The 14,945-nt window shown below is 58.8% G+C and carries 14 protein-coding genes and 3 tRNA genes; 9 read left to right on the top strand and 8 right to left on the bottom strand.

What is annotated here, in order from left to right; all coding sequences use genetic code 11:
* Positions 1-75: 75 nt before the first annotated feature.
* Together NET03_RS12300 and NET03_RS12295 are read left to right on the top strand one after the other, a co-directional pair.
* Positions 76-927, top strand: coding sequence for an LpqB family beta-propeller domain-containing protein (locus NET03_RS12300; RefSeq protein WP_252129219.1), 852 nt, complete (start codon positions 76-78; stop codon positions 925-927).
* Between the two features lie 650 nt (positions 928-1,577).
* Positions 1,578-1,664 (top strand) — tRNA-Leu (locus NET03_RS12295).
* Between the two features lie 903 nt (positions 1,665-2,567).
* Here the strand turns inward: NET03_RS12295 and NET03_RS12290 are convergent.
* Together NET03_RS12290 and NET03_RS12285 are read right to left on the bottom strand one after the other, a co-directional pair.
* Positions 2,568-2,640, bottom strand: a tRNA-Gly gene (locus NET03_RS12290).
* Positions 2,641-2,869: 229 nt separating this feature from the next.
* Positions 2,870-4,315 carry an AAA family ATPase gene (locus NET03_RS12285; protein WP_252129218.1) on the bottom strand — a complete coding sequence of 482 codons (1,446 nt, stop codon included), beginning with the start codon at positions 4,313-4,315 and terminating at the stop codon, positions 2,870-2,872.
* Positions 4,316-4,441: 126 nt separating this feature from the next.
* On the opposite strand from NET03_RS12285, the gene NET03_RS12280 reads away from it, so the two are divergent.
* The 3 genes from NET03_RS12280 (at position 4,442) to NET03_RS12270 (ending at position 5,095) form a co-directional block, all read left to right on the top strand.
* A tRNA-Ile gene (locus NET03_RS12280) sits at positions 4,442-4,516 on the top strand.
* 37 nt (positions 4,517-4,553) lie between these two features.
* The gene (rsfS, locus tag NET03_RS12275) at positions 4,554-4,925 is read left to right on the top strand and encodes a ribosome silencing factor (RefSeq protein ID WP_252129217.1); all 372 of its coding nucleotides are present in this window, start codon (positions 4,554-4,556) and stop codon (positions 4,923-4,925) included.
* 14 nt (positions 4,926-4,939) lie between these two features.
* Positions 4,940-5,095, top strand: coding sequence for a hypothetical protein (locus NET03_RS12270; protein WP_252129216.1), 156 nt, complete (start codon positions 4,940-4,942; stop codon positions 5,093-5,095).
* A 9-nt stretch (positions 5,096-5,104) separates the two neighbouring features.
* Here NET03_RS12270 and NET03_RS12265 read toward each other — a convergent pair whose 3' ends face one another.
* The 5 genes from NET03_RS12265 to NET03_RS12245 are packed head-to-tail and all read right to left on the bottom strand — an operon-like array spanning position 5,105 to position 9,286.
* Positions 5,105-5,500 carry a TraR/DksA family transcriptional regulator gene (locus NET03_RS12265; protein WP_252129245.1) on the bottom strand — a complete coding sequence of 132 codons (396 nt, stop codon included), beginning with the start codon at positions 5,498-5,500 and terminating at the stop codon, positions 5,105-5,107.
* 2 nt (positions 5,501-5,502) lie between these two features.
* Positions 5,503-6,780, bottom strand: coding sequence for a glycosyltransferase (locus NET03_RS12260; RefSeq protein ID WP_252129215.1), 1,278 nt, complete (start codon positions 6,778-6,780; stop codon positions 5,503-5,505).
* Between the two features lie 2 nt (positions 6,781-6,782).
* Complete coding sequence (locus NET03_RS12255; protein WP_252129214.1) at positions 6,783-8,147, bottom strand: nicotinate phosphoribosyltransferase; 1,365 nt, start codon at positions 8,145-8,147, stop codon at positions 6,783-6,785.
* Positions 8,148-8,174: 27 nt separating this feature from the next.
* The gene (locus NET03_RS12250) at positions 8,175-8,855 is read right to left on the bottom strand and encodes an RNA polymerase sigma factor (protein WP_252129213.1); all 681 of its coding nucleotides are present in this window, start codon (positions 8,853-8,855) and stop codon (positions 8,175-8,177) included.
* Between the two features lie 14 nt (positions 8,856-8,869).
* The gene (locus NET03_RS12245; RefSeq protein ID WP_252129212.1) at positions 8,870-9,286 is read right to left on the bottom strand and encodes an HPF/RaiA family ribosome-associated protein; all 417 of its coding nucleotides are present in this window, start codon (positions 9,284-9,286) and stop codon (positions 8,870-8,872) included.
* A 162-nt stretch (positions 9,287-9,448) separates the two neighbouring features.
* Between NET03_RS12245 and NET03_RS12240 the strand changes: the two genes are divergently transcribed.
* Entirely contained in the window at positions 9,449-9,880 is a 432-nt protein-coding gene (locus tag NET03_RS12240) for an Hsp20/alpha crystallin family protein (RefSeq protein ID WP_252129211.1), read from the top strand.
* 63 nt (positions 9,881-9,943) lie between these two features.
* Here NET03_RS12240 and NET03_RS12235 read toward each other — a convergent pair whose 3' ends face one another.
* Positions 9,944-11,713 (bottom strand): adenosylcobalamin-dependent ribonucleoside-diphosphate reductase, encoded by a 1,770-nt coding sequence (locus tag NET03_RS12235; protein WP_252129210.1) that lies wholly within the window; start codon positions 11,711-11,713, stop codon positions 9,944-9,946.
* A gap of 523 nt (positions 11,714-12,236) precedes the next feature.
* On the opposite strand from NET03_RS12235, the gene NET03_RS12230 reads away from it, so the two are divergent.
* The 3 genes from NET03_RS12230 (at position 12,237) to NET03_RS12220 (ending at position 14,891) form a co-directional block, all read left to right on the top strand.
* Positions 12,237-13,028, top strand: a complete 792-nt coding sequence (locus tag NET03_RS12230) for an MBL fold metallo-hydrolase (protein ID WP_252129209.1) — start codon at positions 12,237-12,239, stop codon at positions 13,026-13,028.
* Positions 13,025-13,945 (top strand): P1 family peptidase, encoded by a 921-nt coding sequence (locus NET03_RS12225; protein ID WP_252129208.1) that lies wholly within the window; start codon positions 13,025-13,027, stop codon positions 13,943-13,945. Before NET03_RS12230 ends, NET03_RS12225 begins: the two co-directional genes overlap by 4 nt.
* 85 nt (positions 13,946-14,030) lie before the next feature.
* On the top strand, positions 14,031-14,891 hold the full coding sequence (locus NET03_RS12220) for a sugar phosphate isomerase/epimerase family protein (RefSeq protein WP_252129207.1): 861 nt from the start codon (positions 14,031-14,033) through the stop codon (positions 14,889-14,891).
* The last annotated feature ends 54 nt before the right edge of the window (positions 14,892-14,945 follow it).

Raw genomic sequence — 14,945 nt, 5'->3', positions numbered from 1 at the left:
GCTCCGTCGTGTACTTCTCCATCCACAGAAGAGCGAGTGGGGTTCGCTGCGACCCCAAGCGGTAGGATTTTGTTCGTGCAGAATGGTGACATCTACATCTGGGAAAATGGCAAGATACGCCGCGTGCTCGAACTTGGGAACGCAGCCTGGCCACGCTGGTCACCAGATGGCACCCGCATCGCGTTCGTCCGAATGGGTGATGCCTTCTCGGATCTCTACGTGGTACGAAGCGACGCCCAGAATATGCGGCAACTCACCCGCAACCAGCCTGGCTTCACACCTGGATCCTACGAATACGTACAAAATGCCGTGTGGGCACTCAGTCCCGCGTGGTCACCCGACGGCGCCACAATCGTCTATGTTTCGGACCTGAACTCACTCAAAAACTTCCTTTGGCTCATCCCTAGTCAAGGAGGGACTCCTCAGCGGCTCGAACCTTCGACACGCCTCGGCGACAACGTGGACCAACCCACCTTCTCTCCGGACGGGACTCGCATTGCCTTCGTTCATCGGGTAACTCGCGAGGATGGGCTGAGTCGGAGGACCGACATCTGGGTTGTCAATCTTCGTACGGGCGAACTGACACCGCTTGTACAAGGTGGCGACGGCCAGTACGCCCCGACATGGTCCCCGGACGGGAGCTGGATCGCTTACGTCGGGCGCAGTGGCAGTGCCAATGACCTTTTTGTGATTCCAGCATCAGGGGGCCAACCGGTGCAGCTCACGAATTCGGGCGTCGTCGCAAGCCCCACTTGGTCACCCGACGGCCGGATGATCGCCTTTCTCCAGCTCGAACGAGACGGTTTCGCGGTGTACACTATTGAGTTCACGCTCGGGTCAGATGGGCAACCGCATGCAGGAGAACCAAAGAAGTTGTTTGCCGCAGAAAACATCGACGCGGTCTCTGGTCTCTCTTGGCACTCGTAAGGAAGTGAAAATAACTTAAAATCGCCGAGCAACGGGCATCAACCACAAAGCCCATTTGTAGTTTTCGGCTGCCCCACGGCATCACCACGAGCCGGTTCTCAATCAGTCAGCCTCGCTGATTCGGTTTCGGAAACGACGTGGCCGAAGACTGAAGGACGCCGCTTCCTGGGCCGAGGACGAACGTACGGGGACCACCACCGGGTGCCGGCCATCCCCGAGCAGCGAATCAGATGCTCTGTCCAGTGCTCCTTCTACAGAAAGACCCTTCGGCATCCTTAACGCAGAAAGGACCAGTCGAAGAGCTTGTCTGGAGACGCACGCGCAGCGTATTGGTACGGAATGGTGAGGGTTTTGCTCACTGCTCTGGTAGCCTGCGCTCACCGTGTCGAGTGTCCTAACGTTCCGAACTAACAGCAGCTTCTGCCCACTCGTGCTCCACAAGACCGTTCGGCTCCCCGAGAACGTCACTTGCGAAAGATGGCGGAATCAGAGTTGGTAGCGGATCAGGTACCGCCGAAGCCGGATAGTCACCACTGAGGCCCGAACAGGCGAGGGTCTTGCCAGAGACCTGAGTGAGGACCAAGGAAATACGGTAAGGTAGACTCGGCAAAAGTGCGTCGCACAGCGCATACTATTATTGGTGGGCACGGGCGGGGATGGCGGAACGGCAGACGCAGCCGTCTTAAAAACGGCAGGGATGACCTCCCGTGCGGGTTCGAGTCCCGCTCCCCGCACCAAACAGGCGGAATGAACCTGGGGTCAAAGTGGGGTCACCCTAGTCTACTGGAAAACCGCACTCCACGGGCACCTGGCCGGTCGGAGCCGTGTTCAGCTCCGCTTGCTGCTTCCGGGCGAGACCATGCCCCACTCAGCTCAGTGCCGCGATTGATCGAGGAGTGCCGCGACACTCGTTTCGGAAACGTGCAACAGCCTTTTGTGACCCAGCTGGTGGCCCTTACCCTGGATGTGAAGCCCCTAGTACATTGACCAGAAACTTCTTGCCCCCAACGAGTAGGGGGTACAGTCGTCGGTGTGAAGTCCTTCGTCCGTTGACCAGAAACCGAACCAGCCAAAAGAATCCGCCAGACGTTCTGAGGAAGCCACGTGATAGGCTCCCTCCATTGCAGGCCCAACCTGCCTGACAATGAGGATCCATTCTCTGGCTCAACACTTTGCGCACGCGCTGGTGCAAGCACACGAGCTGACGAGTTGTGGCCAATCAGACACCCCTTGGGAAGCCGTCTCAGCAACGAGCCCGCTAATCCTTTTCACCTCGCTCGGTTTCCTGACAAGCCAAGGTTGAAGACCAACAATTTGCTCCGCAGTATTGATACGAACTTTATGCCGCTCCAAGAAGCAGGCAAAGTCTCCGCTGCAATATCTTTCGGATGCCCAACACATCGCTCGCAGGTCGCTTCGTTCGGCGCGCAGAGGGGATACCGCTTTGGGGTGCTGCTTTGCCGCAGCCCGGTATAACCGCCGGCGGCACAAACTTGGTTACCAAGTGTCAAAAGCGAAGAATGCAAGAGATGCCAACCCGCAAAACTCGCCAATCTGAGGCTGCAAGAGTCTCTGAACGGAGGGAACGCGCCTGCCAAAATCATAAAAAGTAAGCCCCGGAGATTCTCCGGGGTTTCCGGAGCGGAAGACGGGATTCGAACCCGCGACCTCCTCCTTGGCAAGGAGGTGCTCTACCAGCTGAGCCACTTCCGCATCAGCTCTCGGCGGCTCCTCACCGCCACTTGCACTCCTGAGTATAGCGAGCGCCCACGCCGATGTCAAGCCCCTTACCCACCTTCTCTAAAGCGCAGCCTGTGAGACTCAACGAACGTCTCCAGCCGTTCGTGGCTCGGTTCTCTCATTGCTTGTGACTCCTCACGTTTCGATCGAATGCCAAAGGAAAGTTTCCCTAGGACATCCACTCGTGATCCGCTCGAGGAACTCAAGCACCCAACGAAGTCGCGCTTGGTCTACCACTTTCCGGCGCACTCGTAACTGTGCTCGTCGGCCACTCGTTCATCGGCGTCTCCGATGCCATTATCCTCTCCACTTCCTCGCGAGGCAGAAGAAGCGACTGCGTGAGGTCTTCTGGAGTGAGCAATCGACGCGGTGGAACCGCATACGCATGACGTGCAGCGACCGATACAAGCTCGAGTTCTGGGTAACGAAGCGCCGTGAGTCGATTGCCAAAGACACACCCCGTATCGATGTTGATGGTCCGATTGATCCAAACTGCTTCCGTAACCGGCGTATGCCCATAGACGACAATCGCACGTCCACGGTAGGCAAGTGCCCAGTTCACGCGGATCGGCAAACCACGCTCATCGACTTCACCCGTGGTCACACCGAAAAGCGCAATACGACGCACCACGGGGGAATCTCGCCCGTGATACTCCTGAGGCAGCCCAGCATGGGCCACCACAAGACGCCCCTCGTCGAGAACCAAGTGATGCGGAAGACGCTGCAAAAATCGCCGTACTCGTGCTTTGAAATCCTCCGATTCCGCCTCGAGTTGCTCAACCGTTGCTTCCAATCCATGCGCAATGCGGACAGGGTGCCCGGTCAGATACCTCAGAAGCTTTCGGTCGTGGTTTCCGAGGACAATCGCAGCCCGTCCACGCGCACACGCAGCCATCGCGAGTCGCAGCACCGGGACTATCTTGGGGCCACGATCGACCAGGTCTCCGATAAAGAGCAGCCGCCTTCCTTCCGGATGGGCAATCGCATACTCAAGCTCGCCACTCGGAGAACGCCGCTCGGCGACACGGTACCCAAGACGCTCCACGAGTTCGACGAGTTCGTCAAAGCAGCCGTGAACGTCGCCGATGATATCAAACGGCCCATGCCACCACCGGCGGTCACAAGCCAAAGGACGCCGCACGACCAGCGCGTGGATCGCCTCTTCTGGTTTCCGTATCCAGTAACGGCGTTGGAAGGGTTCTTCTAGGAGCGCGCTTCGATTCGCCGCGAGCTGCGCCAGCTGGCGTTCGATCACTGCGCGTCCGACTTGTCGTCCAACGCGCTGGAGGTCATTCGCCAGATAAACTTCGAGCGGGTAATCGAAGATGATTGCGACGCAGGGAACGTGATAGCGCCGGGCAAGTTCGAGGAGAGGGAGACGCGCTTCTCGACGCGTGTTTGTCGCATCGATCACCGTGAGACGTCCCCGCCGGAGACGCGCCTCCGCAACTCGATGCAGAATCTCGAACGCCTCACGAGTCGCTGTTTGATCTGCCTCATCATCCGCGATCATCGCACGAAACGTATCCGAGGACAGGACCTCTGTTGGTCGGAAATGCGTCCGCGCGAACGTCGACTTCCCAGCTCCGGAGGGGCCGATCAAGAGAAGAAGCGAAAGAGCAGGGATGACCAAGCGGCGTCGACGCATCTCGCGATGTTCATGCCTCGAAGCCGTATCCCATTCCACTCCCACACCACCCTCAGTCGCCGCGCAATGGTACTATGGCGAGGGTGGCGTCCGCCTATGACGGGCAGTAAAATTGGAAAGCGATGAGGGCCTGTAGCTCAGCGGCAGAGCACGAGGCTCATAACCTCAGGGTCGTAGGTTCGAATCCTACCAGGCCCACCACGGGGCTTTGCCCCGACACAACTCAAGTGAGGTGACGATGACACGGGTACACGAGGAAATTCGTCTGACGCCCCAGCAGATTGCCCGCGTGGCTGCAGAAACAGCAGCAGACGCACTCGCAACAGATATCCAAGTTCTTGATCTGACATCAGTCACCCCCTTCTTCGACCTTTTCGTGCTCTGTACAGCCGATAACTCCCGTCAACTGCGAGCCCTAGCCACACACATCAGTGACGCCCTCGACGAAATGGGAATCACCCTTCGGGGTGTCGAGGGTGAACCCGAATCCGGGTGGGTCATTTTGGACTACGGAGCAGTGGTTATCCACTTGTTCACGCCTGAGCAGCGCGCGTATTATCGCCTCGAAGAGCACTGGGCAGCAGCGCAGCGCGTACTGGTGATCCAATGACGTGAGGAGAGGCCATGCGGCAGTTGCCTGGGCGGGAATGGATCCTGCTCTTGCTGAGCTTTGCTCTTGGGACGGCCAGTGGTCTGACATTTGGCATCGTGTTCAGTCGCCCGTGGCGACGAACACGCTCACACCCACGTCCACCTGATCCGGCCTTGTTCATGCAATGAGTTATTTGCTCAGCTCGAACGGTACTGCCGCTCGAGCTCTTTTTCAAACCGCTCCTGATCAGCAATACAACGCGCTGCCCACGGTACTGCCTCAAGCCGCTCGCGCTCGATCGGACGTCCACAGTCAACGCAGATTCCGTATCGGCCTTCTGCGATGCGGTCGAGCGCGAGCAGGACTTCGTGGAGTTCCTCCTCGAGCGTTCTGAGCACCGTCTGCTGGTACTCCGCCATCGTCACATCGCTCGCAGCATCGGCCGGGTGACTGGCTACGGTGCCCTCGTCCGCTTGGCTTTGACCCTCGGCTGCCAGGAACCGCAGCCCCTGTTGATGTTGCCGCACGAGCTCCTCTCGGCGCTGCTCCAGCCTCTTCCGTATCGTCTCCAACCACTCGCGATCGCTCGTCATACTCACGATGCCGTTCCCCCCGTATCGATTCCCTCACCAGTTGAGATCAACCGGGCAAACAACTGTAACTCATCAGCGACATAGCGGGTGACCAAGAAACGTTCGCGAACCCTTTGTCGCCCTAGCAGCCCAATCCGCCGTGCAAGCTCCCGATTCCGCAACAACTCAATGACCCGCTCGGTAAACGTCTCCTCGTCATCAGGATCGACGAGGTATCCTCCCTCCCCATCAGCCATCTGCAACGTGATACCACCACTCCGCCCAGCGACGACCGGCGTCTCCTTCCAGAGCGCTTCGCTGACAACCAACCCAAAGCCTTCGCGACGCGATTTCTGCACCACCACCCATGCACAATGCTGAAACGCATTGACCTCGACAAAGCTGATTCCTGTGAGGTTCGTTCCGACCAAGATGTCGCTGTCTTGCTCAGCCTCACTGCGAACTTGCTCGTAAATGCGCCATCCTTCCGGATCGTCAAGCGCCATCGCCCCGATGAGAGCGAGTTGAAGACCCGGAACCTGCTCCCGTGCGCGACGAAACACCCGAATGACACCGAGCGGATCTTTCCACGGATCGAAGCGTGAGACTTGGACCATCAGCGGCCGTTGGTTGTCCACACCATACCAGCTGACGATGCGCCGACAGAGAGACGCCGACAGCGGAAGGTTCTTTGGACTTAGCGGATCGATCCCTGGCGGGAAAATTTCCACCGTCCCTCCACGCAAGGCAGGCAGCACGAAGTCCGTTAATGTGAAGACCAGAACGTCATAACCCTCTAACCACGGAAGAAGAAACGCTTCAGCAGCCGGATCTGGCTCAGAGGTATCGATGTGACAACGCCACACCCACCGCGCTCCCAGTCGCGGCGCAAAAGCCCGTATCGCAGCCGGCTGCGGATCGTGAACAACAATGATATCGTAGTCTGAGGGGATGGTAGCAGCATTCGCTCGATTGTTCAGGAGGTAGATCTCCTCGACGTCCGCCGTGGAGACAAAGGATGCGCCCTGTAGGCCGTTGTGGAGCGCCTTCGTCACTTCAAAAAATCGACTGTCACCGGAAATGACCAGCCAGTCCACTGCTAACCCGAGTCCACACTCGAGCGCGACGCTCGAGCGGAGAAGTTCAGAGACTCCACCTCCATACGGAGTGGCGTTAATGTGCGCCACACGCAATCCCTGCAGTTGGCGTCCAAGCTCGGCCAACTCCTCGACCTGACTCTCGGGAGCCACCTCACGGTATGCATCCAACTGTACCGGAGCCAAGCGGACGCGGTGGAGCATCGCTAGAGCCCCTCACGCTGCCTCACCAAATGCTCCGCTTCACGCTGTCGTCTTTGCAGCCGCTCGCTCAGTCGTACTGGATAGCCGCCGGTCGGCGATAGCGACCGCAACCAGTCTGGCAACCGTGCCATCTCTTCCCGATGGTGTTCCCGCAGATCGGCCAAACTTGGCAATTCGACAATTGTTCCGCCACGCATGACCGGTCGAAGCAAGGGGATCCAGTCCGGTCCAGGCGGTGGTTCGTCTCGTAATGCAATCATGTCTTCGCTATACCGCCCGTCCGGTCCCACACGGCGCCAAACTTGCTTCGCCCCAACCAGTGTCCGTTTCCCTGTACTGAGCTTGAGCACTGGCTGGCCCTCATACTCGACGAGTTTGTACGCCATGTCGGCTAGCGGCGCATCAGCGGAAGTGCCCAGCCGCGACCCAACACCATAGCCGTCGATCGGAGCCCCCGCTGCCTCCAGTTCTGCGAGTTCGTACTCGTCCAGCCCGCCGCTGGCGAAAATCTGAATGTCAGGAAATCCTGCTTGGTCGAGAATTTGACGTACTGCCCGGCTCAAACTTCCGAGATCACCACTGTCCAAGCGAACAGCACGAACCCGTCGCCCCTCCTGTGCGAGTTCGCGAGCAACAATGACTGCATGCTCCGCACCCCGGAGTGTGTCATAGGTGTCAATTAACAGAATCGGATCACCAGGGTAGGTCCGCGCGAAAGCACGAAACGCTTCAAGTTCCGAGGGGAAAGACTCGATATAAGAGTGCGCGACAGTTCCGGACACCGGGATGCCGTATCGTACCCCCGCAAGAACATTGCTGGTCGCGGCAAAACCCACCAAATACGCAGCGCGCGCTGCTGCCAGTCCCGCGTCCAGGCTGGGAGTACGCCGTAAGCCGAAATCGACGAGCGTCTTTCCCGGCGCTGCCAGAACACAGCGAGCTGCCTTGGTTGCCACGAGTGTCGGATAGTGGATCGCATTCAGGACGAGCGTCTCGATGATCTGCGCCTGGTCAATGGGCGCTTCGACCTCGAGAATCGGCTCCTCGGGGAAAATCACGGTGCCTTCGCGAACCGCCCAAACATCTCCCTGAAAGCGAAACGACGCCAACGAATCAACAAACTCAGGGCGCAGCACCGGTAACGTGCGAAGAGAGGCACGCGCCTCGTCGTCGAAGCAGAAATCCAGTAAGCGCTCCAAGAGCTCGTTTACCCCGGCGACAACGAGAAAAAACCGCTGTTCGGGGAGTTTCCGCACATACAGGCTAAAAACGGCTCGACCGTGCCGACCGAGCGCATGGTAACTTGACGCCATCGTGAGCTCGTACAGGTCGGTCGAGAGCGCGATTTCAAATGGACTCGCATCCATCTCGCCCCCGATCGGCCAATCACCCTCCTACGCTTCCAACTCCTGTCGCCGTTCACGAAGGAGTTCGGCGAGAAATGCCCGGCTCGCTTCGACAATACGTCCAACCTGCTCGGGCGAGACCCCCTCTGCCTGTGCGATCTGATCGTCCGGCCATCCGTCGACCTTGAGGAGGAAGACCTCGCGCCACGTTTCCGGCAGGCGATCCAGCGCCTCATCCAGAATCCGCTGTGCCTCTTCTGCCAGGATCACATCCTCAGGAAGCTGCGCTGTTGGATCGGCGAGGATGTCAATTAACCGGACCACTTGATCCGGCCACTCATCCCCTTGATAGGCAACTGGTTCCTCGAGCGATCGTTCATGTTCGATCCGCCGCCGCTCTTCTTCGACGAGCTGGCGGACGACGCGCCGTGCAGTACGTCGCAGCCAGCGAAACAGGCCTCGTACCGGAGCCTCCCGCCAATGTTGCAGGGCTCTGACCAGAACCATGTCTGTCACATCCTGGTCGGTGAGGACACCAGAGGGCACCACGCCGAAGGCGACAAATCGTCCAAGCTCGCGACGCACAAACCGCCGCAACGGGCGGTAATGCTCGACAAGTTGCTGCGCGAGCCACTCGCGACGCGTACGCCCCTCGCTCGTCACCTCGTCTGGATGCTGCTCCAAATGTTGCCGGAGCCTTGTGAGGAGCCTCTCACGTTCGACATTCATCGATTCTCGTGCATTCATTGCTCGCCCCCGGTTGTCGCCTCCCTCGCCTCGCCGGTCTCACCTTCTTCTTCTGGCGGAACTCCCTGCGGCCGAGCTAGCCCGGGGTGGAGGCGAGCCCGTCGGATGAACGGCTCGTTGCGAATCTTCGCTAACTGGCGCTCCAGTGCATCATAAAGATCTGCAAACGCGTCACGAAGCGCATGCGCCGGATTTTGCCCCTCCCCCTTTGTGGCAATGTCCGGCCCAGGGATCCTTAAGTGAAGACGGGCAACATACGTATTGCTCCGTTGCTGATGCTCCAGTGTGATATCCAGCAACTTCAGATCATCTTCGAGATCCGCCAACTTCTTTTCTAAAATTCGAATCTCGCGCTCGACAACGTGGTTCACCTTGTCTTGGCTGACTCCGAGATCGTGATACCGAATCCGCATGCGTCTTTCCTCCCGCATTCCCCCACCGGACACAAACCGGCTAGTGTCTTTGAGGATACTATGGATCAGGCCAAATGCCGATCTCCCCTTCGTGTCTCACCCGCGGTATGCTTATCACTGCTGGATACTCGGATGAGGCAACCGGAGGGAGGGTGTGCCGTTATGAGCATTACCGCTTGGAATCCCTGGCGCGAACTTGAAGCTGTGCGCGAGCGGTTCGATCGTCTCTTTGGTGAACTCGCCCGCTGGCGTGGTGGTGAGGAGCTTGGCATTCCGCTTGACGTGCAAGAGACTGATGACGCGATCATCGTCCGAGCTTCACTACCCGGCATCCGCCCCGAGGATATCTCGGTCGAATTGCGTCAAGGTGTTCTCACCATTCGTGCCGAAACGCGAGAGGAACGCGAAGAGTCAAAGGGAACTTGGCACATCCGCGAACGGCGTGTCGGTAGCGCATACCGGGCAATCACGCTTCCCTCTCCCGTTCGGGAAGATGAAGCGCAGGCAACCTACGAACACGGTGTGCTCGAGATTCGTATTCCGAAAGCAGAAGCGGCAGAGCGCAGACGAATTCCTGTTCAGGTTCGTAGCTGAGCGAATGCGACCGGGCGCTGGGAATCCCCAGCGCCCGCGCCGTCCTCTTGCGTGCGGTCCGTATCAGTATTGCTGTTGCGTCTCAGGTACCGTATCCTCCCCCATGCAACTCAAGCAGTGTCCGAGGACTTGAAGAACCTGCCCGCGTGGAGCTCCCTCCCGATAGACAGTCACCCCTTTACAATCCAGCTCGTGTGCCAGGAGAAACGCTCTCCGCACGTCCTCGCGCGTCGCCTCATGAGGCAGATTGATCGTCTTGCTCACTGCGTTTTCCACATGGCGCTGCACCGCCGCCTGCACCCTCAGATGCTCTTCGGGCGTGATCTCTGTTGCAACCCGGAAGAGTCGACGGAGTTCTTCAGGGAGATCGGTGCGATGTCCAATTCGCCCGGTCAGCTCAATGTCCCGAATCAGCGCCGGATCGTATTTGCCAAGCCGAGCGAGTTCACGTAGAAGGAGCGGGTGGGGTTCGACCACACCGACGAACTCCCCAACGTGCCGATACGCAAGCGCGTACAGTGGTTCAATCCCGCTACTGCAGCCGGCAATGATGCTGATGCTTCCGGTCGGTGCCACGGTCGTGACCGTCGCATTCCGACGGAGCGGCTCGCCTCGTGCAGCATACCGACTTAGGGGAAAGTTCGGGAACGGACCGCGTTCCCAGGCAAGTTGGCGACTCGCCTCGACCGCGGCCGATTGCACAAGTGCCATGAGGCGATCCGCCAGCGCAACCGATTCATCCGATCCGTAGGGTATCCGCATCGCGAGTAAGACATCGGCAAAACCCATTATTCCGAGGCCGACCTTCCGATTGGCTCGGCAGATCGTCTCGATCTCCCGCTTCGGATAACGTGACACTTCAACCATGTTGTCCAAGAATCGCAGCGCACTCTGCGCTGCTCGCCAAAGACCCTCCTCATCGATCACTATGCGGTCATCCTGTTCAATCACAAACGCCTTCAAGTTAAGGGAACCGAGCACACACGCCTCCCAAGGGTGCAAGGGCACTTCTCCGCAGGGATTCGTCGCCTCGAGTGGCCCAAGTACGGGAACCGCATTGTCTCGCTGGATTCGTTCATAAAAGAGCAGGCCTGGATCCCCAACTTCCCATGCCGCGTCGACCATTTCGTCGAACAGGTCGCCAGCATTCGCCCGTGTGAATGGCTCCCCTGTGCGTGGATTGATGAGATCGACCTCTCGACGCGCGATCGCTGCCTCGAGGAAGCTATCAGCCACGAGGACCGAAAAGTTGAAGCGCGAGAACACGGCCGGATTGCGTTTTGCATTAATGAACTCCCGGATATCGGGATGATCGCAACGTAACACCGCCATATTCGCACCGCCGCGGACGCTCTCTGTAGCGATCACATCACTCGCGGTGTCAAAGATCCGAATGAACGACACTGCCCCCGATGATGGTCTCCGCGTCGATCGCACGAGGTCACCACGCGGACGGAGGTGTGAAAACGAAAAACCTGTTCCTCCACCCGTTTGTTGGATTTTGGCTGCGTCACGGATCGCCCCGAAGATACCATCCAGCGAATCCGGCACTGGTAGAACGAAACAGGCAAACAACTGCCCGAGCTCGGTCCCCGCGTTGATCAATGCGGGTGTGTTGGGGAGGAAACGCAGCGACGTCATCAATTCAAAGAACTCTTCAGCGACCTCCTCGCTTCTCCTCCCACGCGGAAAAGCATCTTCTGCCGCGGCAACGGCTCGTGCGACGCGCCAAAACAGCTCCTCTTCCGTTTCAATCACTTGTCCCTCTTCGTTGCGGCGCAGATAGCGCAGACGCAACAACGAGCGAGCTGATTCGCTCAACACCAAGGTCATCTCCACACCTCCCGAGATGTTCGGTCGCTTGTATCATGCCATTCGAAAGCGTCACGATGGAGTGGTCCGCGATGCAGTCTGCACCTACAAAGACCAATAGTGACCAACTTCTTCCACTCCTCCAAAAACTTCTGGGACACCTTCTGTCACGTTACCGTTATCTCAGCAAGCTGGCTGCTGTCCTGTTCAAAAAGACTTACCAACGTCTCATTCGCGTAGCCGGCACGAGCCGGAAGTCCGCCTCTTGCAGGCTGATAGTCACGCTTGGTAGGCCACCCGTTTTGGTGACTTGGCACAACTTTCGCGCGCGCTTTCTCGGCGTGCCTGATGACACGACTTCCATCCCGCTCAAGCCGGCCTGTAAGGTACGTGCGTTCATCGTGGCCCGCCGGTTGCCAATGCTCCACGCCACAACGATGCGCCACGCCAGGCATCTGCGCTATGCGTGGTGTGGGCTTTTGCGTAGCTGTCCGTCTCCAGCTGCATTGCGTGCAGTCACTCAACCGACCGGAGGGATCGAACGATGCGTCTTGTTGTGCTCGGCGGGAGCGCCGCATGTCCAAACCCAGGACAGGGCTGTAGCGGGTACTTACTGTTGGAGGATAATGCCGCGCTGTTGCTCGATTGTGGTCCAGGAACTCTTCCAGAGCTCCTGCAACATGTCTCAATGGATGCACTGGATGCCGTCATTATTACCCACCTACACCAAGACCACGTTCTTGATCTCGTGCCACTGCGTTACGGTCTGAAGTATGCTCCTGGACTGAAGCGGCGGCGGCTGTCGGTCTGGTTGCCACCTGGCGGGCGCAGGTACCTCGACGAACTCGCTCGGGTGGTTTCGCTCGGTAGCGAGCCGAGGAGCGATGACTTCTTCACGGAAACCTTCGAAATTCAAGAATACGACCCGGAGCGCCCACTTCAGGTACGTCTTTGGCGAATCTTCTTTCATCCCACCCGACACTGGGTCCCCTGTTGGGCTTTCCGCATCGAAGGTCTGCAGTCGTCAATCGCTTATCTGGCCGATACAGGGTGGGATAACTCCCTTATCCAGTTTGCCCAGGATGTCGATCTCCTCATCGTGGAGGCGACTCTACCACCTGATACAGAAAATGGCGCGCGGGAGGGACACCTTGATGCGGAGGAAGCAGGGCGGCTGGCAGCGCTCGCAGGTGCGCGACAGGTTCTCCTAACACACTACTGGGCAACGCCAGACGTACCCACCAAGGTGGTGCGAGCGACTCGCCACTTTGGTGGCCACGTGGATTTGGCCCGGCCCGGCCTGACTATTGACGTAGACGAACGGAGAGACCAATGATGACGGAACATGTTGTCCCAGGATTCCTCGTTGGCCATTGGACACACCCCTCTGGACGCACCGGTTGCACGGTTGTCATCGCCGAGTGTCCTGCACTGGCGGTTCGAGACGTACGGGGCGGAGCACCAGGCACGCGGGAAACGGAGCTCTTGTCTCCGGGTTGCCTCGTACGGCACTTGGATGCTGTTCTCCTTACGGGCGGGAGCGCCTTTGGGTTGGCAGCTGCGGATGGTGTCGTCCGCTGGCTCCGCGAGCGTGGCCGAGGATATCCAACGGACGTCATGGCCGTCCCGATTGTTGCCGCCGCTGTCCTCTACGATCTTTCGGCCCCAGATCCTGTCGTCCCAGATGCTGAGGCAGGTTACACCGCCTGCCAGGTAGCAGGCCCACATGGCTGGCGCTCGGGTCGCATCGGCGCTGGTGCCGGCACGACCGTCGGGAAGCTGCTCGGACGAGAACGGGCCACGCCCACAGGAATCGGCGCTGCGGTCGTTAACATCGACAGCAATTCTGTTGGGGCATTGGCTGCCGTCAATGCGGTAGGAGAGCTCGTGGATCCATCGACTGGCCTCATCCGGGCTGGTATCCGCGCAGATGATGGGAGTTGGCTCGTCGCTCGGGAACTTATCCTGACAGGATCTTCTCTCTGGACTCAGCCTGAAACCAACACCACGCTCGTGGTCGTCGCCACGGATTTGGCCCTTGATCAAAATGCGTTGATCCGCATGGCTATCGCAGCGCATGATGCAATTGCACGGACAATTCGCCCCGCTCACACGGTCTACGACGGGGACACCGTTTTTGTTCTCGCACGTGAGGAAGCACCGACGAGCCCCGCCCAAATCCTGCGCATTGCAACAGCAACCGAAGTGGCCGTTGAACGCGCAATCCTGGCGAGCATCCAAGACAACCGGTGAGTGTCATTGACCCACTCCGCGCCTCCAGACGAGTGGTACACTATCCGCCACGAGACGGCCGCCTCGGTTCGGGAGTATCCCCGCGATGCAGCTCCTTGTTTCGACCGGGTCTCTTCCTTGGTTACCACTCGGTGAGCGCTTCCGCCTCATTCGCCAAGCTGGCGCCGATGGAGCGGAACTGCTCTTAACACCAGGACTCGCCAAACGCGACCCTCTGTCGATTGTGCATCTCGCTGCCCTCCAAAACACACCGATTTACTCAGTCCATACGACACTTCGACTTCGCTCTCCATCACCGGACATCGAAGCCTCGGACGTGATTGAGTCTGCTCGGTTTGCTGCCGCACTTCCTGATTGCCGGGTTCTCATCGTGCATCCACCCGTGCAGCGAGGACAGATCGGTACTTGGCTTGCTGCGATTGCCAAAGCCACGCGGATCTTGGGTTCCCGTGTTGCGATCGGTTTGGAGAACCTTGGTCAGCATCAACCCACCGATCGACCGGTCCCCTTCGACTCGCTTGAGTATCTGATGCGATTCGCTGAGGAGTGGCACTTGGGGGTTGTCTTCGATACTGCGCACGCTGCCTCCCTCGGATGGGACATTCTTGCCACCCTCCAGACTTGTCTGCCTCGCCTGGTGAACATCCATCTGAGCGACGCCACCGACACAGACTGGCGATTGGGCCTCCTCAATTCGCTCTTGCGTGATCACCGACTTCCCGGACAAGGCACCTTACCTTTGACCAGCTTGTTACATCTTTTGCGACGGAAGGGCTATCGTGGCTTTGTGACACTGGAATTGAGTCCACTCCGGCTCCTTTCGCTGCGGCCGAGCACGGTCCAGCGGCGTTTGGCTACCGCTGTCGAGTTCGCTCGCCACGGCATCAGTGAGCGGGCTCCTCAGCGTTCACGGCCTTCTTCCGGAGACTCCGCACAAACGAACTGAGGCGCAGCGCTGCGCCTCAGTCATCGTAACGGGATGAACAATATGTCCTCGAGT

Origin of the sequence: Thermomicrobium sp. CFH 73360 (assembly GCF_023806465.1) — a bacterium.
Taxonomy (GTDB): Bacteria; Chloroflexota; Chloroflexia; order Thermomicrobiales; family Thermomicrobiaceae; genus Thermomicrobium.
This window is presented reverse-complemented; position numbering and strand designations above follow the sequence as displayed.